15 protein-coding genes are annotated in these 21916 nt (G+C 70.1%); 4 read left to right on the top strand and 11 right to left on the bottom strand.

Translation table 11 applies throughout. The annotated features are described in order from the left end of the window. Nucleotides 1-91: 91 nt before the first annotated feature. The 8 genes from ACFVWW_RS28480 to ACFVWW_RS28515 form a co-directional block, all read right to left on the bottom strand. Nucleotides 92-808 (bottom strand): ABC transporter ATP-binding protein, encoded by a 717-nt coding sequence (locus ACFVWW_RS28480; RefSeq protein ID WP_384183667.1) that lies wholly within the window; start codon nucleotides 806-808, stop codon nucleotides 92-94. Then, nucleotides 805-1701 (bottom strand): ABC transporter ATP-binding protein, encoded by an 897-nt coding sequence (locus ACFVWW_RS28485; protein WP_386877921.1) that lies wholly within the window; start codon nucleotides 1699-1701, stop codon nucleotides 805-807. Before ACFVWW_RS28485 ends, ACFVWW_RS28480 begins: the two co-directional genes overlap by 4 nt. Nucleotides 1702-1706: 5 nt before the next feature. Beyond that, nucleotides 1707-3407: a branched-chain amino acid ABC transporter permease gene (locus ACFVWW_RS28490; RefSeq protein ID WP_386877797.1), complete on the bottom strand. Its 1701-nt coding sequence runs from the start codon at nucleotides 3405-3407 to the stop codon at nucleotides 1707-1709. Nucleotides 3408-3412: 5 nt separating this feature from the next. After that, nucleotides 3413-4345 carry a branched-chain amino acid ABC transporter permease gene (locus ACFVWW_RS28495; protein ID WP_384183662.1) on the bottom strand — a complete coding sequence of 311 codons (933 nt, stop codon included), beginning with the start codon at nucleotides 4343-4345 and terminating at the stop codon, nucleotides 3413-3415. A 99-nt stretch (nucleotides 4346-4444) separates the two neighbouring features. Beyond that, nucleotides 4445-5674 carry a branched-chain amino acid ABC transporter substrate-binding protein gene (locus ACFVWW_RS28500; RefSeq protein ID WP_384183659.1) on the bottom strand — a complete coding sequence of 410 codons (1230 nt, stop codon included), beginning with the start codon at nucleotides 5672-5674 and terminating at the stop codon, nucleotides 4445-4447. Nucleotides 5675-6096: 422 nt separating this feature from the next. Further along, complete coding sequence (locus ACFVWW_RS28505) at nucleotides 6097-6501, bottom strand: hypothetical protein (protein WP_384183656.1); 405 nt, start codon at nucleotides 6499-6501, stop codon at nucleotides 6097-6099. Nucleotides 6502-6564: 63 nt separating this feature from the next. Then, nucleotides 6565-7038 carry a hotdog fold thioesterase gene (locus tag ACFVWW_RS28510; RefSeq protein WP_384183654.1) on the bottom strand — a complete coding sequence of 158 codons (474 nt, stop codon included), beginning with the start codon at nucleotides 7036-7038 and terminating at the stop codon, nucleotides 6565-6567. 112 nt (nucleotides 7039-7150) lie between these two features. Then, nucleotides 7151-9439, bottom strand: coding sequence for an FdhF/YdeP family oxidoreductase (locus tag ACFVWW_RS28515; protein ID WP_386877796.1), 2289 nt, complete (start codon nucleotides 9437-9439; stop codon nucleotides 7151-7153). A gap of 142 nt (nucleotides 9440-9581) precedes the next feature. Between ACFVWW_RS28515 and polA the strand changes: the two genes are divergently transcribed. Further along, nucleotides 9582-12293, top strand: coding sequence for a DNA polymerase I (polA, locus tag ACFVWW_RS28520; protein WP_384331369.1), 2712 nt, complete (start codon nucleotides 9582-9584; stop codon nucleotides 12291-12293). Between the two features lie 168 nt (nucleotides 12294-12461). Next, nucleotides 12462-14144 carry a lytic transglycosylase domain-containing protein gene (locus ACFVWW_RS28525; RefSeq protein ID WP_386877795.1) on the top strand — a complete coding sequence of 561 codons (1683 nt, stop codon included), beginning with the start codon at nucleotides 12462-12464 and terminating at the stop codon, nucleotides 14142-14144. Nucleotides 14145-14270: 126 nt separating this feature from the next. Here ACFVWW_RS28525 and hrpB read toward each other — a convergent pair whose 3' ends face one another. Together hrpB and ACFVWW_RS28535 are read right to left on the bottom strand one after the other, a co-directional pair. After that, complete coding sequence (hrpB, locus tag ACFVWW_RS28530) at nucleotides 14271-16799, bottom strand: ATP-dependent helicase HrpB (RefSeq protein ID WP_386877794.1); 2529 nt, start codon at nucleotides 16797-16799, stop codon at nucleotides 14271-14273. Between the two features lie 4 nt (nucleotides 16800-16803). Beyond that, a complete protein-coding gene (locus tag ACFVWW_RS28535; RefSeq protein WP_384183640.1) occupies nucleotides 16804-17637 on the bottom strand; it encodes a class I SAM-dependent methyltransferase in 834 nt (277 codons plus the stop codon). A gap of 339 nt (nucleotides 17638-17976) precedes the next feature. Here ACFVWW_RS28535 and rpsA point away from each other — a divergent pair, with 339 nt between their 5' ends. Further along, nucleotides 17977-19482, top strand: a complete 1506-nt coding sequence (rpsA, locus tag ACFVWW_RS28540) for a 30S ribosomal protein S1 (protein ID WP_384183637.1) — start codon at nucleotides 17977-17979, stop codon at nucleotides 19480-19482. A gap of 165 nt (nucleotides 19483-19647) precedes the next feature. Here rpsA and ACFVWW_RS28545 read toward each other — a convergent pair whose 3' ends face one another. After that, nucleotides 19648-20625, bottom strand: a complete 978-nt coding sequence (locus tag ACFVWW_RS28545) for a sheath polysaccharide-degrading enzyme (protein WP_384183635.1) — start codon at nucleotides 20623-20625, stop codon at nucleotides 19648-19650. 248 nt (nucleotides 20626-20873) lie between these two features. On the opposite strand from ACFVWW_RS28545, the gene ACFVWW_RS28550 reads away from it, so the two are divergent. Then, nucleotides 20874-21818 carry a PAC2 family protein gene (locus tag ACFVWW_RS28550; protein ID WP_384183633.1) on the top strand — a complete coding sequence of 315 codons (945 nt, stop codon included), beginning with the start codon at nucleotides 20874-20876 and terminating at the stop codon, nucleotides 21816-21818. Nucleotides 21819-21916: the final 98 nt, after the last annotated feature.

The raw sequence follows: 21916 nt of genomic DNA on the forward strand, positions 1-21916 counted from the left end.
TAGTAGCTCCGCTACGAGGACATCCCGGCGCCTTGGAATCGCACGCACCAGACCGCGTCCGCTCTCCGATCGAAGGTCACCCGACAGGCTCTCAGTCCTCGCCCAGATACGCCTTGCGTACCGACTCGTCGTGCAGCAGGGACTCACCCGTGCCCGACAGGACGATCTTGCCGATCTCCATGACGTGGCCCTGGTCCGCGAGCGAGAGCGCCGCCTGGGCGTTCTGCTCCACGAGCAGGATGGTCGTGCCCTGCTCCCTGAGCTCGACGATGGTCTCCATGATCTTCTGCATCATGATCGGGGAGAGGCCCATGGACGGCTCGTCCAGCATCAGCAGCTTGGGCTGGGACATCAGGGCGCGCCCCATGGCCAGCATCTGCTGCTCGCCACCGGAGAGGGTGCCCGCGGCCTGCTTGCGACGTTCGCCCAGGATGGGGAAGAGGTCGTAGGCGCGCTGGACGTCCTTCTCGATGCCGGCCTTGTCCGTCCGCAGGAACGCTCCGAGCTGGAGGTTTTCCGTGATCGTCAGCCGGGGGAAGATGTGCCGGCCCTCGGGGGAGTGGGCCAGGCCCAGCGCCACGATCTTGTGGGCGGGAACCCCGCTGAGGGGCTTCCCGTCGAACATGATCCGGCCGGCGGCGGGCTTGAGGAGCCCCGACAGGGTCCGCAGCGTGGTGGTCTTGCCCGCACCGTTGGTGCCGATGAGGGTGACGACCTGGCCGGCTTCGACGCTGAAGGAGATGCCCTTGACGGCCTCGATCTTGCCGTAGGCGACCTTGAGGTCCTCGACCTCGAGGAGTGCGGTCATTTCGCGTCCCCTTCCGAACCGGTGGTGCTGGTGGTGCCGGTGCCGCCCTGTGCGTCGGCCGCCCCCGCCTCCGCCGCCTCGACCGCGGCGACCTCCTCGGCGCCGGGGGCGCCTTCGAAGGGGGTGCCGAGGTAGGCGGCGATGACACGCTCGTCGCCCTGGACGACTTCCGAGGTGCCTTCGACGAGCTTCTCGCCCTGGACGAGACAGGCGACCCGGTCGCACAGGTTGAAGATGAACCGCATGTCGTGCTCGATGACGAGTACGGCGATGCCCTGGTCCCGGATGGCGAAGACGAGCTCCTTGGTGACCCGGGTCTCCTGCGGGTTCATTCCGGCGGTGGGCTCGTCGAGGAGCAGCAGGCCGGGCTCGCTCGCCAGGGCGCGGGCGATTTCGAGCTTGCGCTGCTCGCCGTAGGGGAGGTTGCGGGCGAGGTGGTCGGCCTTGTGCTGGAGGCCGATGAACTCCAGGAGTTCCATGGCGCGCTCGTGGGAGGCGGCCTCGGCCTTCTTGAAGCCGGGGCCGCGCAGGAGCGCGGACCAGAGGCCTTCCTTGGTCCTGGTGTGGCGTCCGACGAGGACGTTCTCCAGGACGGTCATGTTGGCGAAGAGCCTGATGTTCTGGAACGTACGGGCGATGCCTGCCTGGGTGACCAGGTGGGGCTTGGGCGGCAGGACGGTGCCCTTGTAGGTGACCTTGCCCTCGGTCGGTACGTACAGACCGGTGAGGCAGTTGAAGAACGTGGTCTTGCCGGCGCCGTTGGGGCCGATGAGGCCGACGATCTCGCCCGCGCCGACGGTGAGGTCGACCGAGCGTACGGCGGTCAGGCCGCCGAATCGCATGGTGACGCCGCTGGCGTCGAGCACGGTGCTGGTGGTGGTCGCGGTCGTCATGTCGTTCACGCCCCCGCCTTGGCGATGCCGACGCCTGCGCCGGGTTTGTCGTCCGGTACGTCGAGTTGGCCGGTCTCGTGGTATTCGAGCTGTGCGCGCCGGTTGGCGATGAGGCCTTCGGGGCGGAACCGCATCAGCAGGATGAGTGCGATTCCGAAGCCGAGGAGCTGGTAGTCCTGGAGGAACTGCAGCTTCGCGGGGATCAGGTAGAGCAGGGAGGCGCCGATCAGCGGTCCGCTGATGGTGCCCATGCCGCCGAGGATGACCGCGGCGAGCAGGAAGGCGGAGTTGGGGGGCACGGGGCCGGCGAAGACGTACATCTCCGGGACCACGGTGTGCTGGACGTGCGCCTGTACGGTGCCGGCGAGGCCGGCCAGGGTGGCGCCGAGTGCGAAGGCGATGAGCTTGACGCGGAAGCCGTTGATGCCCATGGCGGTGGCGGCGGTCTCGTCCTCGCGGATGGCGACCCAGGCGCGGCCGATGCGGGAGTTGCCGGCCCGGCTGAAGACGGTCACCACGAGGATCATGGCGACCAGCATCAGCAGGTAGTAGTTGGCGTAGGAGCCGAGTTCGAAGCCGAGGATGGTGTGCGCTTCGCCGAAGTTGTACCCGAAGAAGTTGAGGTCGGGGATGTTCGGGACACCGTTGGGGCCGTTGGTGATCCGGGGTCCTGAGGCTCCGTCGAGGTTGCCGACGGCGATGCGGAAGATCTCTCCGAAGCCGAGGGTGACGATGGCGAGGTAGTCGCCGCGCAGCCGCAGGGTGGGTGCGCCGATGAGGACGCCGAAGATCAGGGACACGGCGGCGCCGGTGAGGACGGCAGCCCAGAACGGGAAGTGCACATCGAAGACGGACGCGGTGGTTCCGGAGACGAGCGCGGCGGTGTAGGCACCGACGCCGAGGAACGCGACGTATCCGAGGTCGAGCAGGCCGGCGAGGCCGACAACGATGTTCAGTCCGAGGGCGACGGTCGCGAAGATGAGGATGTTGACCGCGATCAGGGTGAACTGGTCGGTGCTCTGGGTGAAGGGGAACGCGGCCGCGGCAACGAACGCGGCGGTGACGGCGATCATGCGGTACTTGGCGGTGAGGCCGTTGATACGCGCCATGAGGCCGGCCTTGAAGAGGGCGGTGGCGGCGAATCCGACGGTGAGCAGGTAGCCGGTGAACAGTTCGGCGTACTCGGTGTCGATGCCGTACGTGAAGGCGTACAGGCCGACGGCGAACACGCCGACGATGATCAGGATCTCCGCCCAGGAGGGCAGTTCCTTGGGCCGCTTGGCCTGACGGGTGTCGTCGGGGAGCAGGAACGCCGCGACGACGGGGATGACGGAGGCGACCGCCGCCACGTAACCGCCGGGTTCGAGGTTGACCACGCCGCCCAGTTCGACGGCGATGGCGACGACCGTGAACCAGGTGGTGGCCAGGCCGCCGAGGGCGAGCATCTGGAGTGCTTTGGCGGAGCCGGTGGGGGTGAGCCAGCGCAGGCCCTTGATGTCCAGCGCGGACAGGGCGAAGAGCGCGGTGAGCAGCCCCGCGACCAGCGTGAGGACCTGGAGGCCGCCCGGGTAGCCGTAGACGGTGAGGTCGCCGGGGAACTCGGAGGTGTAGGTCCAGGACAGGAAGGTGCTGGCCACGGTGGCGACGCCGCCGACGAGGGCGAGGACGCGCAGCTGGGTGGTGCGGGAGGAGGCTGTGTCGGTCATCGATCTCACGCCCGATCCGCGACGCGCTCACCGAGCAGACCTTGTGGCCTGACGAGGAGGACGACGATGAGAAGTACGAATGCCCAGACGTTGGCCCAGGCGCCTCCGCCGAGCTGCTGCATGCCGGGGATTTCTTCGATGTAGGCGATCGACATGGCTTCGGCGAGGCCGAGTACGACTCCGCCGACCATCGCTCCGTAGATGTTGCCGATGCCGCCGAGGACCGCGGCGGTGAACGCCTTGAGTCCGAGGAGGAAGCCCATCTCGAAGTTGATCTGGCCCTTGTCGAGTCCGTAGGCGACCGCCGCGACCGCGGCGAAGGCGGCGCCGATGGCGAAGGCCATCACGATGATGCGGTCGGTGTTGATCCCCATGAGCTTGGCCGTGTCCCGGTCCTGGGACGTGGCCTGCATGGCGCGTCCGCTGCGGCTCTTGGAGACGAAGAGGCCGAGGGCGATCATGCAGAGCGGCGCGAGGACGAAGATGAAGGCGTCCGCGCGCTGGACGTAGAGGTTGTCCGTGAGCTGGAAGGACTCGCCCTTGAATTCGGGGAAGCTGACGGCCTTCTTGGCGTCGGGGTAGAACGCCCAGATGAGCTGCTGCAGCGCGATGGACAGACCGATCGCGGTGATCAGCGGGGCCAGTCGGGGGGCCCCTCTCAGGGGGCGGTAGGCGAAGCGTTCGGCTGCGGTGGCCACGGCCACCGAGGCTATGGCGCCACCTACGATCATGAGCGGGATCGCCACCAGCAGGGAGGTTCCGCTGGGGAGCCAGGTATAGGTGGTGAGAGCGCCGAAGCCCCCGATCATGAAGATCTCGCCATGGGCGAAGTTGATGAGCTGGACGATGCCGTAGACCATCGTGTACCCAATGGCGATCAAGCCGTAAAGGGCGCCGAGGGCAAGGCCGTTGGCCAGCTGTTGCGGCAGTTCGTTCACCGCAGGGCCTCCGATGAGCGTGTCGGATATGACACCGCGCGGGGGCGCTGTGTGCGCCCCCGCGCGGCTTCGGTCGTGTTGCGGGGCAGTGCGGGTCGGTCAGTCCTCGAACGTGGCGCTCTTGACGTCCTTCCAGACGCCGCCTTCCACCTTGTAGACGGTGAGCTGCTTGTTCGTGGTGTCGCCGTACTCGTCGAAGGCGACCTTGCCGGTCACTCCGTCGAACTCGACTGCGCCGGCGGCCTCGACGACCTTGGCGCGGGCGTCCTCGGGCAGCTTGCCGTCGTTGGCGGCGACGACGGCCTTGACGGCCTGGATGACGGTCCAGGCGGCGTCGTAGGAGTAGCCGCCGTAGGCCGCGTACGGGTCCTTGTAGCCGCCGGCCGCGTAGTCGGCGATGAACTTCTTCGCGGTGTCGAGCTTCTCCACCGGGTAGCCGATGGAGGTGGCGAAGTCACCGTCGTTGGACTCGCCGGACGCGGCGATGAAGTTCGGGTCGTAGATGCCGTCGCCACCCATGGTGGGGATCTTGGCGCCCGTCTTCTTGATCTGGTCCGAGAGCAGACCGCCCTCGGGGTACTGGCCACCGAAGTAGACGGAGTCCGCGCCGGAGGCCTTGACCTTGTCGGCGGTGCTGGAGAAGTCCGTCTCCTTGACCGTGACGTGGTCGGTGCCGACGACCTTGCCGCCGAGGCGCTTGAACTCGTCGGAGAAGATCGCGGCGAGGCCGGCGCCGTAGGTCTGCTTGTCGTCGACGACGAAGACCTTCTTCTTCTTCGCGTCGTTGTAGTAGTACTGCGCGGCGAACTTGCCCTGGACGACGTCCGTGGCGGCGGTGCGGAAGTACGACGCGAACGGCCGCTTGAGGTCGCCCGTGGCCCAGTTGTCGCCCTGGCTCAGCGCCGGGTTGGTGTTGGCGGGCGAGACCTGGAGGAGCTTCGCCGAGTTGAAGACGCCCTGCATCGACTGGGCGACGCCGGAGTTCAGCGGGCCGACGACGCCGAGGACGTCCTTGCTGCCGACGAGCTTGGTGGCGTTGGCCTGGCCGGAGGCCGGAACGGCCTGGTCGTCGAGGGCTTCGATCTTGAACTCGACGCCCGGGACCTCGTTGTTCTTGTTCGCGGTCTTGGCGGCGAGGTCGACCGAGTTCTTGATGCCCTGACCGAGCGCGGAAAGCGATCCGGTGAGCGGCGCGTCGACACCGATAACGACCGTTATCTTGTCGCTTCCGCCAGTGCTCTTGCCCTCGTCGCGAGAGCCACAAGCGGTGAGAGTGAGCGCTCCCGTGGTGATCACGGTGGTGAGGATGAGCAAGGAACGGTGTCGCACGGTGAATCCTTTCCCTGGCGCGGCCTCCTCTGCTGAGGTGCCGTTGCGTTCGCCGGGCCGCACTGGGTCGGTATCAGGAGCGAGCCGAATGCACGCCCGGCGGCGCGGTGACTGGCCGTGACTCTAAGCGCAGGTGAGCGACTCATGGAGCGGTGTGCTCAGGATGTGACTCTCTTGTTATGCCAGGGCCAAGGGCTGATGGCCGCAGCCCGGACGGATCGGGCTTTTCCGCGTTTTCGGGATTGACCGCATAGTGAGAACGCGCAGTTCCGCTAAGGGACGTGGGGCCGTTTTGGTGCTGACGGCCAATCGGGCACGTGAAAGCCCTGAAGCGGGCAGCCGGGGGTCTGACAGCGGGCAGCGGAAGGATCCCCGTTCACATCGTTGTTACACAGCGTGAGAAGAGAGGCGGGCGGGAAAGCTCACTTCGGCGCGCGCCAGTTCTCCGAACTGCCGGTGGCGCCGTTCTGGGCGGTGCACCTCTTCTTCGTCTCGCGGTCGATCAGCGCTTCAGCCGCCGCGGTGCCGTGTTTCCTCCGCTCCGCGCGGGCCGCTGACAGGACGTCGTCATGGATCACGTACTGCTCGTTGGACAGCCCCTTCTGTTCCCAGTCGAGGCCGGCCCACTGGCTGCCCTTGAGGGCTTCCTTCGCCCAGTACGAGACCAGCGAGGCGCACAGCTCTGCCGGGGTGGTGCGGTGCGCCGCGGGGGTGTCGCGGGTGTCGGGACCGGATGTTCCGCCACTGCCACACCCCGTTACGGCCGCGCAGAGCGCGAGCACGCACCCGATGCCCCCGGTGAGGCCGCGCAGCCCGATCCGACCCATGCGCGCACGCTAGGCGGTGGTTCCGGCGTGTCACAAGCGGCGTGCACCGGGTTGGGTGCCTCGTTACTTGGCCGCGCCGCTGTCGGTCGCGTCGCGCAGGAGGCAGGTCAGCCGGGCGGTGCAGACGCGCTTGTCCTGCTCGTCGGTGATGACGATCTCGTATGTCGCGGTGGTGCGGCCGCGGTGGACGGGGGTCGCCACGCCGGTCACCACTCCGCTGCGGACGCCGCGGTGGTGTGTGCAGTTGAGGTCCACGCCCACCGCGATCTTCGCGCTGCGGCCGTGCATCATCGCGCCGATGGAGCCGAGGGTCTCCGCGAGGACGGCCGACGCCCCGCCGTGCAGCAGCCCGTACGGCTGGGTGTTGCCCTCGACGGGCATGGTGCCGACGACGCGCTCGGCGGACGCCTCAAGGATCTCCACCCCCATCCGGGCGCCGAGGTGTCCCGCGGAGAAGAGCGCGGGCAGGTCGACGCCGAGCGCGGCGTACTCGTCGATGATGTCCTGCGGGAACGTGGTGGCGGTCTGTTCACCCATGGGGCCCGGCTCCGATCGTGTGAGCGCTGCGGTGTGCGCACCGTATTGCTTACCAGACGGCTGAGCGAGCGCTTAGCCGGGGGCCCTTCCGCGACCGGGGGCCTCCGTGCGCTCAGTCCGTCCGCTCGAAGCGCACGACGACGGACTTGCTCGCCGGGGTGTTGCTGATGTCGGCCGTGGCGCCGAGCGGGACCAGCACATTGGTTTCCGGGTAGTAGGCGGCGGCGCAGCCGCGGGCGGTGGGGTAGTGGACCACCCGGAAGCCGGGGGCGCGCCGCTCCACGCCGTCCTTCCACTCGCTGACCAGATCGGTGTACGAGCCGTCGGCGAGGCCCAGTTCGTCCGCGTCCTCGGCATTGACGAGGACGACGCGGCGGCCGCCCTTGATGCCGCGGTAGCGGTCGTCGAGGCCGTAGATCGTGGTGTTGTACTGGTCGTGCGAGCGCAGGGTCTGCAGCAGCAGCCGGCCCTCGGGCAGTGCCGGGTATTCCACCGGCGCCGCGGTGAAGTTGGCCTTGCCGGTGGCCGTGGGGAAGCGGCGCTCGTCGCGCGGGGCGTGCGGGAGAGCGAAGCCGCCCGGAATGGCCACGCGCGCGTTGAAGTCCTGGAAGCCGGGGATCACGCGGGCTATCCGGTCGCGGATGGTGGCGTAGTCCTTCTCGAAGTCCTCCCACGGGGTGGTGGACCCGGGCCCGAGGACGGCGCGCGCCATCCGGGCGACGATGGCGGGCTCGGAGAGCAGATGCGGGCTCGCGGGCGGCAGGTTGCCCCGGGAGGCGTGCACCATGCCCATGGAGTCCTCGACGGTCACGATCTGCCGGCCGCCGGCCTGGACGTCCTTGTCGGTACGGCCCAGGGTGGGCAGGATCAGCGCGCGGGCCCCGGTCACCGCGTGCGAGCGGTTGAGCTTGGTCGAGACATGCACGGTGAGGCGGGCGCGGCGCATCGCGGCCTCGGTGACCGCCGTGTCCGGGGTCGCGGCGACGAAGTTGCCGCCCATCGCGAAGAAGACCTTGGCCCTGCCGTCACGCAGCGCCTCGATGGACCGTACGACGTCATAGCCGTGGTGGCGCGGCGAGGTGATGCCGAACTCCTGGTCCAGGGCGTCGAGGAAGGCGGCGGCGGGCCGCTCGAAGATGCCCATCGTGCGGTCGCCCTGCACATTGGAGTGTCCGCGCACCGGGCAGACGCCGGCGCCGGGACGGCCGATGTTGCCGCGCAACAGAAGGAAGTTGACGACTTCGCGGATGGTGGGCACGGAGTGCTTGTGCTGGGTCAGCCCCATGGCCCAGCAGACGATGGTGCGCCGCGAGGCGAGGATCAGGGAGAGGGCCCGCTCGATCTCCGCGCGCTCCAGGCCGGTGGCGGCCAGCGTCTCGTCCCAGTCGGCGGCGCGCGCGGCCGCGGTGAACTCCTCGTAGCCATGGGTGTGTTCACGGACGAAGGCGTCGTCGACGGCGCCCGGTGTGTCCAGGATGAGCTTGTTCAGCAGCCGGAAGAGGGCCTGGTCGCCGCCGATACGGATCTGCAGGAAGAGGTCGTTGAGGGCGGCGCCCTTGATCATGCCCTGCGGTGTCTGCGGATTCTTGAACCGCTCGAGTCCGGCCTCGGGCAGCGGATTCACGGAGATGATCTTCGCGCCCGCCGTCTTGGCCTTCTCCAGCGCGGAGAGCATCCGGGGATGGTTGGTGCCCGGATTCTGTCCGGCCACGATGATCAGATCGGCCTGGTGCAGGTCCTCCAGGGAGACGCTGCCCTTGCCGATACCGATGGTCTCGATGAGTGCGGAGCCCGACGACTCGTGGCACATGTTGGAGCAGTCGGGCAGATTGTTCGTGCCGAACTCGCGCGCGAAGAGCTGCAGCAGGAACGCCGCTTCGTTGCTGGTACGGCCCGAGGTGTAGAAGAGGGCCTCGTCGGGGGAGCCGAGCGCGGTCAGCTCCTCCGCGATGATCGCGAAGGCCCGCTCCCAGGTCACCGGCTCGTAGTGGTCGCTGCCTCCGGCTGCGGCTCCCCGCTCCAGCAGCATCGGCTGGGTGATACGGCCCTGCTGGCCCAGCCAGTAGCCGCTGCGGGTGGCGAGATCCGACACGGGATGGGCGGCGAAGAAATCGGGGGTGACCCGGCGCAGCGTGGCCTCTTCCGCGACGGCCTTCGCGCCGTTCTCACAGAACTCCGCCGTGTGCCGGTGATCGCCCTCGGGCCAGGCGCAGCCGGGGCAGTCGAAGCCGTCCTTCTGGTTGACCTTGAGCAGGGTCTGCGCGGTGCGCCGCACGCCCATCTGCTGCTGGGCGACACGGAGCGTGTGCGCGACGGCGGGGAGCCCCGCGGCCGCCCGCTTGGGCGCGGTGACCTGCGGCGCGTCCTGGACCGGATCACCTGCGGGCGGCTTGCTGGCCATCGCGCTCTCCCTCGGACCTGCGTTTCCCGGCTACGACCTGTGTCTGTCGCGTATCTCTCCGATCCTGCCACGGGCCACCGACAGCGGGTGGCCGAGGTCCGGCCGGTCGGGATTGTCAGTGGGGCGTGGCAGGATCGGGTCCGTGGCTGAGACAGCATCGAAGAACACCGCAGACAACCGTCCTCGCCTGCTCCTCATGGACGGGCACTCCCTGGCGTACAGGGCGTTCTTCGCGCTGCCCGCGGAGAATTTCACCACCGCGACCGGTCAGCCGACCAACGCGATCTACGGCTTCGCGTCGATGCTGGCGAACACGCTGCGCGACGAGTCGCCCACGCATTTCGCCGTCGCCTTCGACGTGTCCCGCAAGACGTGGCGCTCCGAGGAATTCCCGGAGTACAAGGCGAACCGCTCGAAGACGCCCGACGAGTTCAAGGGCCAGGTCGAGCTGATCGGCGAGCTGCTGGACGCCATGCGCGCGGACCGGTTCGCGATCGACGGCTTCGAGGCGGACGACGTCATCGCGACCCTCGCCACGCAGGCCGAGGCGGCGGGCTTCGAGGTGCTGATCGTCACCGGTGACCGGGACTCCTTCCAGCTCATCAGCGAGCACACGACGGTGCTGTACCCCACCAAGGGCGTCTCCGAGCTGACGCGCTTCACCCCGGAGAAGGTCCAGGAGAAGTACGGACTCTCGCCCCAGCAGTACCCGGACTTCGCGGCCCTGCGCGGCGACCCGTCCGACAACCTCCCCGGCATCCCGGGCGTCGGCGAGAAGACCGCCGCGAAGTGGATCAACCAGTTCGGTTCCTTCGACGAGCTGGTCGCGCGCGCCGACGAGGTCAAGGGCAAGGCCGGGCAGAACTTCCGCGACCACCTGGAGTCGGTGCGGCTCAACCGCCGGCTCACGGAAATGGTGCGGGACGTCGAGCTGCCCAAGACCCCGCAGGACCTTGAGCGCGCCCCGTACGACCGGGCGGCCGTCAAGGGCGTGCTCGACGTGCTGGAGATCCGCAACCCCAGCCTGCGCGAGCGGCTGCTCGCCGTGGACCCCGGCGCGGTCGAGGACGAGGCCCCGGCGCCCGCCGCCGGAGTGGAGCTGGACGGCTCGGTGCTGGGCTCCGGCGAGCTCGCGCCCTGGCTGGCGGAGCACGGCGCGCAGCCGCTCGGTGTCGCCACGGTCGACACCTGGGCGCTGGGCGTGGGAAGCGTCAGCGAGGTCGCGCTCGCCGCGGCCGGCGGCGCCGCGGCCTGGTTCGACTCCACCCAGCTGGACGAGGCCGACGAGCAGGCCTTCGCGGCCTGGCTCGGCGCCGCGGACCGCCCCAAGGTGATGCATAACGCGAAGGGCGCGATGCGGGTCGCCCCCGAGCACGGCTGGCGGGTCGGCGGGGTCACCATGGACACCGCCCTGGCCGCCTATCTGGTCAAGCCGGGCCGCCGCTCCTTCGCGCTGGACGCGCTGGCCATCGAATATCTGGGCCGCGAGCTGGCCCCCGCGGCCTCCGCCGACGGACAGCTTGCCTTCGGTACGGACGAGCAGGCCGAGGCCGAGGCGCTGATGACCCAGGCCCGCGCCGTCCTCGACCTGGGCGACGCGTTCACCGCGCGGCTGGGAGAGGTCGGCGCCACCGGGCTGCTCCATGATGTGGAGCTGCCGACGTCCGCGCTGCTGGCCCGGATGGAGCGGCACGGCATCGCCGCCGACCGGGCCCATCTGGAGGCCATGGAGCAGCAGTTCGCGGGCGCCGTGCAGCAGGCGGTGAAGGAGGCGCACGCCGCGGTCGGCCACGAGTTCAACCTCGGCTCTCCCAAGCAGCTCCAGGAAGTCCTCTTCGGTGAGCTGGGCCTGCCCAAGACCAAGAAGACGAAGACCGGTTACACCACCGACGCGGACGCGCTGGCCTGGCTCGCCGCCCAGACCGAGCACGAACTGCCGGTCATCATGCTGCGCCACCGCGAGCAGGCGAAGCTGCGGGTCACGGTCGAGGGCCTGATCAAGACGATCGCGACGGACGGCCGGATCCACACCACCTTCAACCAGACGGTGGCGGCGACCGGCCGGCTGTCCTCCACCGACCCCAATCTGCAGAACATCCCGGTCCGCACCGACGAGGGCCGGGCGATCCGCCGCGGCTTCGTCGTCGGCGAGGGCTACGAGTCGCTGATGACGGCCGACTACAGCCAGATCGAGCTGCGGGTGATGGCCCATCTCTCCGAGGACGCGGGCCTGATCGAGGCGTTCACCTCCGGCGAGGACCTGCACACCACCGTCGCCTCCCAGGTGTTCGGCGTGGACAAGACCGCGGTCGACCCCGAGATGCGCCGCAAGATCAAGGCGATGTCCTACGGACTGGCCTACGGGCTCTCGGCGTTCGGCCTCTCCCAGCAGCTGAACATCGAGGCGGCCGAGGCGCGCGGGCTGATGGACACGTTCTTCGAGCGCTTCGGCGGTGTACGGGACTATCTGCAGCGAGCGGTCGTGGAGGCCAGGGCGACGGGCTACACGGAGACGATGCTCGGCCGCCGCCGCTATCTGCCCGACCTCAACAGTGACAACCGCCAGCGCCGCGAGATGGCCGAGCGGATGGCGCTCAACGCCCCCATCCAGGGCACCGCCGCGGACATCGTGAAGGTGGCCATGCTCCAGGTGGACCGGGCGATGACCGAGGCCGGTCTGAGCTCCCGGATGCTCCTCCAGGTCCATGACGAAATCGTCCTGGAGATCGCCCCGGGCGAGCGCGAGCGGGTGGAGGAGCTGCTCCGCCGCGAGATGCCGGCCGCGGTCGAACTGCGCGCGCCGCTGGATGTCTCGGTGGGCGTGGGCACGGACTGGGAGTCGGCGGCCCACTGACCCGCGCCGGGCGGTTCGAGGGGACTTCGGGGCTCCGGGCGACCTGGAGGTGGCGAACTGGTGAAAACCGGTCACCTACCGGTGTGCCGGAGCCAGGAGTTGACGTAGGGTCGCCTGAGTTCTCGCGCCGGGAGCGCGAACAGCCGTCCATGGGGAGGGACCAGACGTATGGCAGCGCTATTCGGCCGCCGACTGCGCAGAGGAGCCACCACCACCGCGGTGGCCGCCGCCGCCATCGCGGCCCTCTCCGCCTCGCAGGCACCCGGCGCCATCCCCACCGACGCGGGGGCGGCCCGGGCGGCCGACGCGACCTCGCCCTCCGGCGACACGGCGGTCACCGGCAACTCCCCGTACTACACGGAGCTTCCGCCGCTGACCACGCCCGACAAGCCCGGCGCGTCGATCGATCTGCCGGCCGCGGGTGCGGCGGAAGCGGGCATACCCGCCTCCGTCCTGGCCGCGTACAAGCAGGCGGAGCAGTCCCTCGCGGAGACCAAGCCCGGCTGCAATCTGCCGTGGCAGCTGCTCGCCGCGATCGGCAAGGTCGAGTCGGGTCAGGCGCGCGGCGGCCGGGTGGACGCCGCGGGCACCACGCTCGCGCCGATCCTCGGCCCCGTCCTCAACGGCGTCGGCTTCGCCAATATCTCCGACACCGACAACGGTGAGTACGACGGCGACGTGACACACGACCGTGCCGTCGGCCCGATGCAGTTCATCCCGTCCACCTGGGCCACCTGGGGCCAGGACGCCAACGGCGACGGACGCAAGGACCCCAACAACATCTATGACGCGGCGCTGGCGGCCGGCCGCTATCTCTGCGCCGGGGACCGCGACCTCTCGGTCGAGAGCGACCTCCACAAGTCGATCCTGGGCTACAACCACTCGCAGGAGTACCTGAACACGGTCCTGACCTGGTTCCAGTACTACAAGAACGGCACGCACGAGGTCCCGGACGGCACCGGCGTGCTGCCGGCCGACCCCGGCCCCGCCGACCCGGGCCCCTCGCCGTCGCCGAGCCCCAGCCCGTCGAAGCCGGGCGGCTCGCCGAGCCCCGGTCCCTCGACCCCCGCGCCCGGCGGCTCCGGCAGCCCGGGCCCGTCCACGCCGGGCGGCGGAGGGCCGACCACCCCCGCCCCGGGCGACAGCGACGGGCCGGGCACCCCCGCCCCGAAGCCCATCGTCAAGCGGATCGAGAAGACCGGCACGGGCACGCTGACCGCCGTGGCCGGCAGCCTGTTCACCGAGCGCGCCGCGGTACGGGCCGAGGACGCGGCGGGCAGGCCGGTCGCCAAGGAGCCGGTGCGGTTCGAGATCGTCGGCGAGACGGACGCCCGGTTCGCCGGAGGCGCGACCAGGGTGACCGTCGCCACCGGCGCGGACGGCGCGGCGACCGCCCCGCCCGTCCAGGCGGGCGAGCAGACCGGTGAGTTCACGATCCGGGCCACCGTCGCCGTCCGGGATGTCGCCGGCGTCGACCACACCGCGACCGTCACGGCCCGCCAGGCGGACGGGCTCGCCAGGACCACCGACCAGGAGCTGACGGCCGCGCCCGGCGCGGAGTTCGCCGCCCCGGTCGAGCTCAAGGCGACCTTCAAGGGCGCCGCCGCGTCGGGTGTGGCGGTGACCGCCGCCATGATCACCTCTGCGGACGATGCCACGGCGCCCGGCAAGGGGCCGTACTTCAAGGACGCGAACGGCGCCCCGCTCCGGGAGCTGAAGGATCTGAAGACGGACGCCAACGGCCTCCTCCAGCTGCCGAAGATCTTCGCGGACGACACGACGGGCACGTTCCTGCTCCGCCTCGAAACCGAGGGCGGCGCGACGCTGACCATCGAACTGAAGGTCGCCTGACCCGAGCGCCACGCATCACGCCACCGCCCCTCCGTCCGGCCGGACGGAGGGGCGGTGGCATGTGCGCACGCGGAGCGGCTCGTGCCATCGCGGCCTCGTGCCCGGCGCGGCTCGGCGCGTCCGTGCTCACCGCCGGGTGTTCGTGCGCCGCGTGGCCGCCGCCGTCGACGGGTCCTCGGGCCAGGGGTGGCGGGGGTAGCGGCCGCGCAGCTCCGCCCGTACGGCGCGGTATCCGTCCCGCCAGAAGGACGCCAGGTCCGCCGTCACCGCCGCGGGCCGTCCGGCCGGGGAGAGCAGATGCACCAGCACCGGCACCCCCGCGACCCTCGGCGTCTCCCGCAGCCCGAACAACTCCTGGAGCTTCACCGCCAGTACGGGCTGCGCGCCGCCGTACTCCACTCGTACCCGTGACCCGCTCGGCACCTCGATACGCTCCGGCGCCAGCTCGTCCAGCCGCGCCGCCTCGCCCGTCGCCCAGGGCAGCAGCCGCCGCAGCGCCTGGCCCGCGTCGAGCCGCCTGAGGTCCGACCGGCGCCGGGCCTTGGACAGTTCCGGCTCCAGCCATTCGTCCGCGCGCTCCAGCAGCGCGGCGTCCGAGACGTCCGGCCAGCCGCCGCCCACCTCCCGGTGCAGAAAGGCGAGCCGCTCGCGCAGCCCCTGCGTGTCCCGGTTCCAGCGCAGCAGCCCGAGCCCCTCGCGCCGCAGGCCGTCCAGCAGCGCCGTGCGCACCAATCCCGGGGCCGGCGACTTCAGTGCGCGCACGGACAGCTCGACCGCGCCCAGCCGTTCCGCCGTCCGGGCGACGACATCGCCGTCCTCCCAGCGCACCTCCTCGCCCGCCGTCCGCAGCTGTCCGGCGGCGGTCCGTGCCGTGTCCTCGTCGATGACCGCGGCGAGCCGGATCCGCGCGGCCGCCGCCGTGGCCGGCCGGTCCGCGACCGCCACCGCCAGCCAGGGCGAGCCGCGCAGCCGCGACCCGTCGCCCAGCTCACCCCCGGTGCCCGACACCATGAGATACGTCCCCTCGCCCCGCGCCCGCGCCACGCGCTCCGGAAAGGCGAGCGCCGCGACCAGCCCGGCGACCGCGTCATCTGTGGCACCCGGCTCACGGCCCGCCGTGTCCTTGCCCGCCGCCGAGGCCAGCCGCCGCGCCTCCTGGCGCCAGCGGGCGGCATAGGCGTCGCCGCCCTGGCGGGCCGTACGCCAGGCCGCCGCCAGATCGTCCCCGTACGACCTCGGCGGTTCCTCGCTCAGCAGTGCCACCACCTCCGCCGCGCGCCGCGTCCCGACCTGCCCGGCGCCGTCGAGGAGCGCCCGCGCCAGCCGGGGGTGCAGGCCGAGCCGGGCCATCCGTACGCCCCGGTCGGTCACCCGCCCCGGACCGTCGGGACCAGCCGCGCCGTCCGCCGCCGCCTCCACCGCGCCGATCGCGGTCAGTACGGTGCGCGCGGCCGCCATCGCCCCGGCCGGCGGCGGGTCCAGCAGCGCGAGACCGCTCGCGTCCGGATCGCCCCAGCACGCCGCCTGGAGCGCGAAGGCCGCCAGATCCGCGATCTTGATCTCGGGGGAGGGGAAGCGGGCCAGCCGGCTGTCCTCGGCCTCCGCCCAGCAGCGGTAGACGGCGCCGGGGGCCTCGCGCCCGGCCCGCCCGGCCCGCTGCCGGGCGCCCGCCTGCGACACCCGTACGGTCGTGAGCGCGCTCAGCCCCCGCGCGTGGTCGGTGCGGGGCTCGCGCGCGAGCCCCGCGTCCACGACGATCCGCACGCCGGGCACCGTCAGGCTCGACTCGGCGACCGCCGTGGCCAGTACGACCCTGCGGCGGCCCGAGGAGCCGGCCAGCACCGCGTCCTGCACGGCGGCCGGCGCCCGCCCGTGCACCTGAAGCACCTCGGCGCCGGCCTCCGCCAACTGCCCCGCCACCCTGCCGATTTCCCCCACTCCCGGCAGGAAACAGAGGACGTCGCCGTCCCGCTCGGCCAGCGCCCGCCGCACCACCGACGCCACATGCGTCAGCAGCGCCGGATCGACCCGCATGCCATGGGGCGGCCGTACCGGCTTCACGGGCGGCGCCCAGATGGTCTCCACCGGATACGAGACGCCCCGCGCCTCCACCACCGGAGCGTCCCCCAGCAGCCGTGCCCAGCCGGCCGCGTCCGTCGTCGCCGACGCCGCCACCAGCCGCAGCTCCGGCCGCAGCGCGGCCCGTACGTCCAGCAGGAACGCCGCCACCGTGTCCGCGTCCAGATGCCGTTCATGGCACTCGTCGAGGATCACCACATCGACACCGGCCAGCTCCTGGTCGCGCTGGAGCCGCTGCAGCAGCACGCCGGTGGTCACCACCTCCACCACCGTGCCGCGCCCCACCACGCGCTCCCCGCGCACGGTGAAGCCGACACGCTCCCCTACGCGCTCACCGAGCAGCCAGGCCATTCGGCGGGCCGCCGCACGCGCCGCGATCCGTCGCGGCTCGGCGACCACCACCCGCCGCACCGGACCGTCGCCGAGCAGACCGGCCAGCACCAGCGGCACGAGCGTCGTCTTGCCCGTCCCCGGTGGTGCGCACAGCACCGCGCAGCCGTGCCCGTCGAGGGCCCGTTCCAGCGCGGGGAGGGCGGTGTGTACGGGGAGGCTGCCGAGGATGTCGTCGCGGATCACCCGCTCAGTCTCGTACGCAGACGAAGATCGCCGTCCCCGGGATCAGACCGCCGCGCAGCGGGGACCAGCCGCCCCACTCCTGTGTGTTCCAGGCCGGCCACTCCGGTTCGACCAGGTCGACCAGCCGGAATCCGCCGGCCACCACGTCCCGCACCCGGTCGCCGACCGTCCTGTGGTGCTCCACATAGACGGCGCGCCCCTGTTCGTCCTGCTCCACATAGGGAGTGCGGTCGAAGTAGGAGGACGCGACCGACAGGCCCTCGGGCCCCGGCTCGTCGGGGAACGCCCAGCGGACCGGATGCGTGACGGAGAAGACCCAGCGCCCGCCGGGCCGCAGCACCCGGCGTATCTCCCGGAACACCTTCACCGGGTCGGCGACGAAGGGGATCGCGCCGTAGGCGGAACACGCCAGGTCGAAAGAGCCGTCCCGGAACGGCAGCGCGCCCGCGTCCGCCTCCACCAGCGGGAAGGCCAGGGAGCGGCCCTCGCCGATCCGCAGGGCGTGCTGGAGCTGGCGGTGCGAGAGATCCAGCGCCACCGGGCGCGCGCCCTGCGCCGCCAGCCAGCGCGAACACTGCGCGGCGCCCGCCCCGATCTCCAGGACGTCGAGACCGCGCAGTGACTCCGGCGGTCCCAGCAGGCCGGCCTCCACCTCGTCGAGCCCCTCCGGGCTCCAGACGAAACGGTCGTCGCCGAGGAAGGTGCCGTGTTCGATCTGGTACTCGTCCGCGTTCCGGTCCCACCAGCCGCGGTTGGCCCGGCTGCTCTCCGTGTCACCGCTGTCGCGGCGGGTGGCTTCGGGGTCGTGGACGGCTTCGGTCTCAGGCTCTTGGATCATCGTGTCCGTCGTCGTAGTGTGCGGAGGAGTGGAAGCGGGGCCGGGTGGCCTCATCAAACGCTGAATGTGCCGGGTTTGAGACGTTCCGCCCCGGGTGTGCGCCTTCGCGCATTGACCGTGCCCGGCTGCCCCCGTATGCTAAAGGTTGCGCTGCGGGCTTGCGCGCCTCAGACGTAGCAGCCGCGCTCGCATCTGTTGTAGTCCCTCGGTTGTCGAGGCGCTTTCCCTGTTGTACGGGGGCGGCGCTTCCTTGGCTGTCCGGCCTCCGACAGATGGCGATACGGGCTCCCGGCGTAGCAGTACCTACGACTCACTGTCCGCACCGGAGCCCTTTCCCACATGACGAGCAGCACCGAGACCACCGCCACCACCCCGCAGGTTGCGGTCAACGACATCGGTAACGAGGAAGCCTTCCTCGCCGCGATCGACGAGACGATCAAGTACTTCAACGACGGCGACATCGTCGACGGCGTCATCGTGAAGGTCGACCGGGACGAGGTCCTGCTCGACATCGGTTACAAGACCGAAGGCGTCATCCCTTCCCGCGAGCTTTCGATCAAGCACGACGTCGACCCCAATGAGGTCGTCAAGGTCGGCGACGAGATCGAGGCCCTGGTTCTCCAGAAGGAGGACAAGGAAGGTCGTCTCATCCTGTCCAAGAAGCGTGCTCAGTACGAGCGCGCCTGGGGCACGATCGAGAAGATCAAGGAAGAGGACGGCATCGTCACCGGCACCGTCATCGAGGTGGTCAAGGGTGGTCTCATCCTCGACATCGGCCTCCGTGGCTTCCTGCCGGCTTCCCTCGTCGAGATGCGCCGCGTCCGCGACCTCCAGCCCTACGTGGGCAAGGAGCTCGAGGCCAAGATCATCGAGCTGGACAAGAACCGCAACAACGTGGTCCTGTCCCGCCGTGCCTGGCTGGAGCAGACTCAGAGCGAGGTTCGTCAGACCTTCCTCACGACCCTGCAGAAGGGCCAGGTCCGCTCCGGCGTCGTTTCCTCGATCGTCAACTTCGGTGCGTTCGTGGACCTCGGCGGCGTCGACGGTCTCGTGCACGTGTCCGAGCTGTCCTGGAAGCACATCGACCACCCCTCCGAGGTTGTCGAGGTCGGTCAGGAAGTCACCGTCGAGGTTCTCGACGTGGACATGGACCGCGAGCGCGTCTCCCTGTCGCTCAAGGCGACGCAGGAAGACCCGTGGCAGCAGTTCGCCCGTACGCACCAGATCGGTCAGGTCGTCCCGGGTAAGGTCACCAAGCTCGTTCCGTTCGGTGCGTTCGTCCGCGTCGACGAGGGCATCGAGGGTCTGGTCCACATCTCCGAGCTGGCCGAGCGCCACGTGGAGATCCCGGAGCAGGTCGTCCAGGTCAACGACGAGATCTTCGTCAAGGTCATCGACATCGACCTGGAGCGCCGCCGCATCAGCCTCTCGCTGAAGCAGGCCAACGAGTCCTTCGGCAGCGACCCGGCCTCGGTCGAGTTCGACCCGACGCTCTACGGCATGGCCGCGTCCTACGACGACCAGGGCAACTACATCTACCCCGAGGGCTTCGACCCCGAGACCAACGACTGGCTCGAGGGCTTCGAGACCCAGCGCGAGGCGTGGGAGGGCCAGTACGCCGAGGCGCAGACGCGCTTCGAGCAGCACCAGGCCCAGGTCATCAAGTCCCGCGAGGCCGACGAGGCCGCTGCCGCCGAGGGTGCTGCCGCGCCCGCCGGTGGTGGCAGTGCACCGGCCGCCTCCGGTGGCTCGTACTCCTCGGAGTCCGCGGACAACTCCGGCGCCCTGGCGTCGGACGAGGCCCTGGCCGCCCTTCGCGAGAAGCTGGCCGGTGGTCAGAGCTGACGCTCCGACCTCGTAGGTAGCTGGTAGTACAGCTGAACGTAAGGCCCGTTCCCCTCAGGGGGAGCGGGCCTTACGCATGCTGCCGGCTGTCCCCGTGCCGCGCGGTGTCTCAGGGGGTGACGGCGCGCCGCAGGAGGTGACGGTGACTCAGGAGGTGACGGTGGCTCAGGAGGTGACGGGGATGTTCGTCAGGCCCTTGCCGCCGGTCACGGTGTTGCTGCTGTAGACCGTCGTGCGGCAGCTCGTGCTGTTGTTGGTGACATTGATGGCGAGCTGGTTGGCGCCCGTCGAACCCTTCAGGTCCGACTTGTTGGAGCGGAAGACCGTGCCGCAGCCCCAGCCGCTCTGCTGGGTGTGGGTCTCGTAGCCGTTGTTCGTGGTGTTCCGGCCGGTGTTGCCCTCGACGAGCACGTTGTTGCCCTTCACGTCGACCCAGGAGTCGTCATAGTTGGCACCGGTCAGACCGTTGCCGTCGAAGGTGTTGCCGATGATCCGCGCGCCGGTGGTGCCTTCCTTGATGTCGATGTTCTCGCCGCCGACGTCCGGGCCGATCGTGTTGTTGAGGATCTGCGCGTTGTCGCTGCGGTCGGAGAGGGTGTTGGCGCTGCCGACGTACACGCCCTCACCCATGCCCCGGCCGTCGTTGCCGGTGTCGTAGATCCGCGAGTTCCTGAGGATCCCGTCGCTGCTCGACGCGCGGAAGTGCACGCCCTCCATGTCCAGGTTGTGCACGGTCACGGAGTCGATGACGACACCGTTGGCGGCGTCCGTCACGATGCCCTTCTGGGCGTCGGTGACGGTGACGCCCTGGACGGTCCAGTAGGCGGCCCCGTTGAGATGGAGGCCGTAGCCCCCGCCGCCGGTGGTCAGGATCGCGGCGGACGAGCCGGTCAGAGTGATACGGGAGCCGGCGGTGCCGGGGGTGGTCGCCTTGAAGTTCCCCTTGTACGTGCCGTCGGCGAGCCGGATCGTATCGCCGGGGCGTGCGTCGGTGAGGGCCGTCTTGAGCTGGGCGGCGGTCGTCACCTGGATGACCGCGGCGGCGCCCGCGGGGGCGGCGCCGGCCGAGGGGGCGAGCAGGGACAGGCCACCGGTGGCGAGGAGCGGGGCCAGCAGGGCAGGAAGCAGTGTTCGGGTGCGCATGGGGGGTGCCTTCCCGTCGGAGTCGAGTCGTGCCGAGTCGATCTCGTGTTCTGATCATCGTTCTTATATATGAACGATGACCGTGTTTCTGAACGCCGGTACTGCCCCGTGACGGTAGAGATGTGCTCTGGGCATGTCAAGGTCTGGACCAACGCCGAGCGGGGGCCCGGGTTTCGTACGGGGGGCGTGGGGAATGCACTCGCCTCGTGAGGCGTTCTTTCCTAGGAACACGAGGAGGAGCGGTAATCGTGCTTGATCCGCAGGGTTTGTACGCATGGGAGCCCAAGGGCCTCGCCGTCGTCGACATGGCACTGGCACAGGAGTCGGCGGGCCTGGTCATGCTCTACCACTTCGACGGCTATATCGACGCGGGTGAGACCGGCGACCAGATCGTCGAGAACCTGCTGGAGTCGCTGCCCCACCAGGTAGTGGCCCGTTTCGACCACGACAGGCTGGTCGACTACCGCGCACGGCGCCCGCTGCTGACCTTCCGGCGCGACCGCTGGACGGATTACGAGACGCCGACCCTCGACGTACGCCTGGTGCAGGACGCCACGGGTGCGCCGTTCCTGCTCCTGTCAGGACCCGAGCCGGATGTCGAGTGGGAGCGCTTCGCGGCGGCCGTACGCCAGATCGTGGACCGGCTCGGTGTGCGTCTTTCGGTCAACTTCCACGGAATCCCGATGGGCGTTCCGCACACCCGCCCTGTCGGCATCACCCCGCACGGCAACCGCACGGACCTCATGCCGGGCCATCGCAGCCCGTTCGACGAGGCGCAGGTCCCCGGCAGCGCCGAGTCACTCGTCGAGTACCGGCTGATGGAATCGGACCATGACGTCCTCGGTGTGGCCGCGCACGTCCCGCACTATGTCGCCCGGTCCTCGTACCCGGACGCGGCGCTGACCGCGCTGGAGGCGATCACGGCCGCGACCGGCCTGGTCCTGCCGAGCGTCGCGCACTCCCTGCGTACGGAGGCCCAGCGCACCCAGACCGAGATCGAGCGGCAGTTGGGCGAGGGCGACGAGGAACTCGTCACGATGGTGCAGGGGCTTGAGCATCAGTACGACGCCGTCGCGGGCGCCGAGACCCGCGGCAATCTGGTCGCCGAACCGACGGAGCTGCCCTCGGCCGACGAGATCGGCCGTGAGTTCGAGAAGTTCCTCGCGGAACGGGAGGGCGACGGGGGCGCGTAAGCCGTCGGCGCGTTCCTCCGGCTGTCCTCCTCCGGGCCGCACGGTATCCGACCGGAACCGTGCGGCTCTTTGTGTGGAGCGGACAGCCCTTAGGCTGA

The sequence above is a fragment of the Streptomyces sp. NPDC058198 genome (assembly GCF_042882605.1).
Taxonomy (GTDB): Bacteria; Actinomycetota; Actinomycetes; order Streptomycetales; family Streptomycetaceae; genus Streptomyces.

What these genes read in the sequence shown, in the direction of transcription:
- ACFVWW_RS28515 (WP_386877796.1), bottom strand. Translation starts at nt 9,439, where the DNA reads ATGGCCAGCAAGCCGCCCGCAGGTGATCCGGTCCAGGACGCGCCGCAG.
- ACFVWW_RS28510 (WP_384183654.1), bottom strand. Translation starts at nt 7,038, where the DNA reads ATGGGTGAACAGACCGCCACCACGTTCCCGCAGGACATCATCGACGAG.
- ACFVWW_RS28485 (WP_386877921.1), bottom strand. Translation starts at nt 1,701, where the DNA reads ATGACGACCGCGACCACCACCAGCACCGTGCTCGACGCCAGCGGCGTC.
- ACFVWW_RS28525 (WP_386877795.1), top strand. Translation starts at nt 12,462, where the DNA reads ATGGCAGCGCTATTCGGCCGCCGACTGCGCAGAGGAGCCACCACCACC.
- ACFVWW_RS28535 (WP_384183640.1), bottom strand. Translation starts at nt 17,637, where the DNA reads ATGATCCAAGAGCCTGAGACCGAAGCCGTCCACGACCCCGAAGCCACC.
- rpsA (WP_384183637.1), top strand. Translation starts at nt 17,977, where the DNA reads ATGACGAGCAGCACCGAGACCACCGCCACCACCCCGCAGGTTGCGGTC.
- ACFVWW_RS28480 (WP_384183667.1), bottom strand. Translation starts at nt 808, where the DNA reads ATGACCGCACTCCTCGAGGTCGAGGACCTCAAGGTCGCCTACGGCAAG.
- ACFVWW_RS28505 (WP_384183656.1), bottom strand. Translation starts at nt 6,501, where the DNA reads ATGGGTCGGATCGGGCTGCGCGGCCTCACCGGGGGCATCGGGTGCGTG.
- ACFVWW_RS28490 (WP_386877797.1), bottom strand. Translation starts at nt 3,407, where the DNA reads ATGACCGACACAGCCTCCTCCCGCACCACCCAGCTGCGCGTCCTCGCC.
- ACFVWW_RS28545 (WP_384183635.1), bottom strand. Translation starts at nt 20,625, where the DNA reads ATGCGCACCCGAACACTGCTTCCTGCCCTGCTGGCCCCGCTCCTCGCC.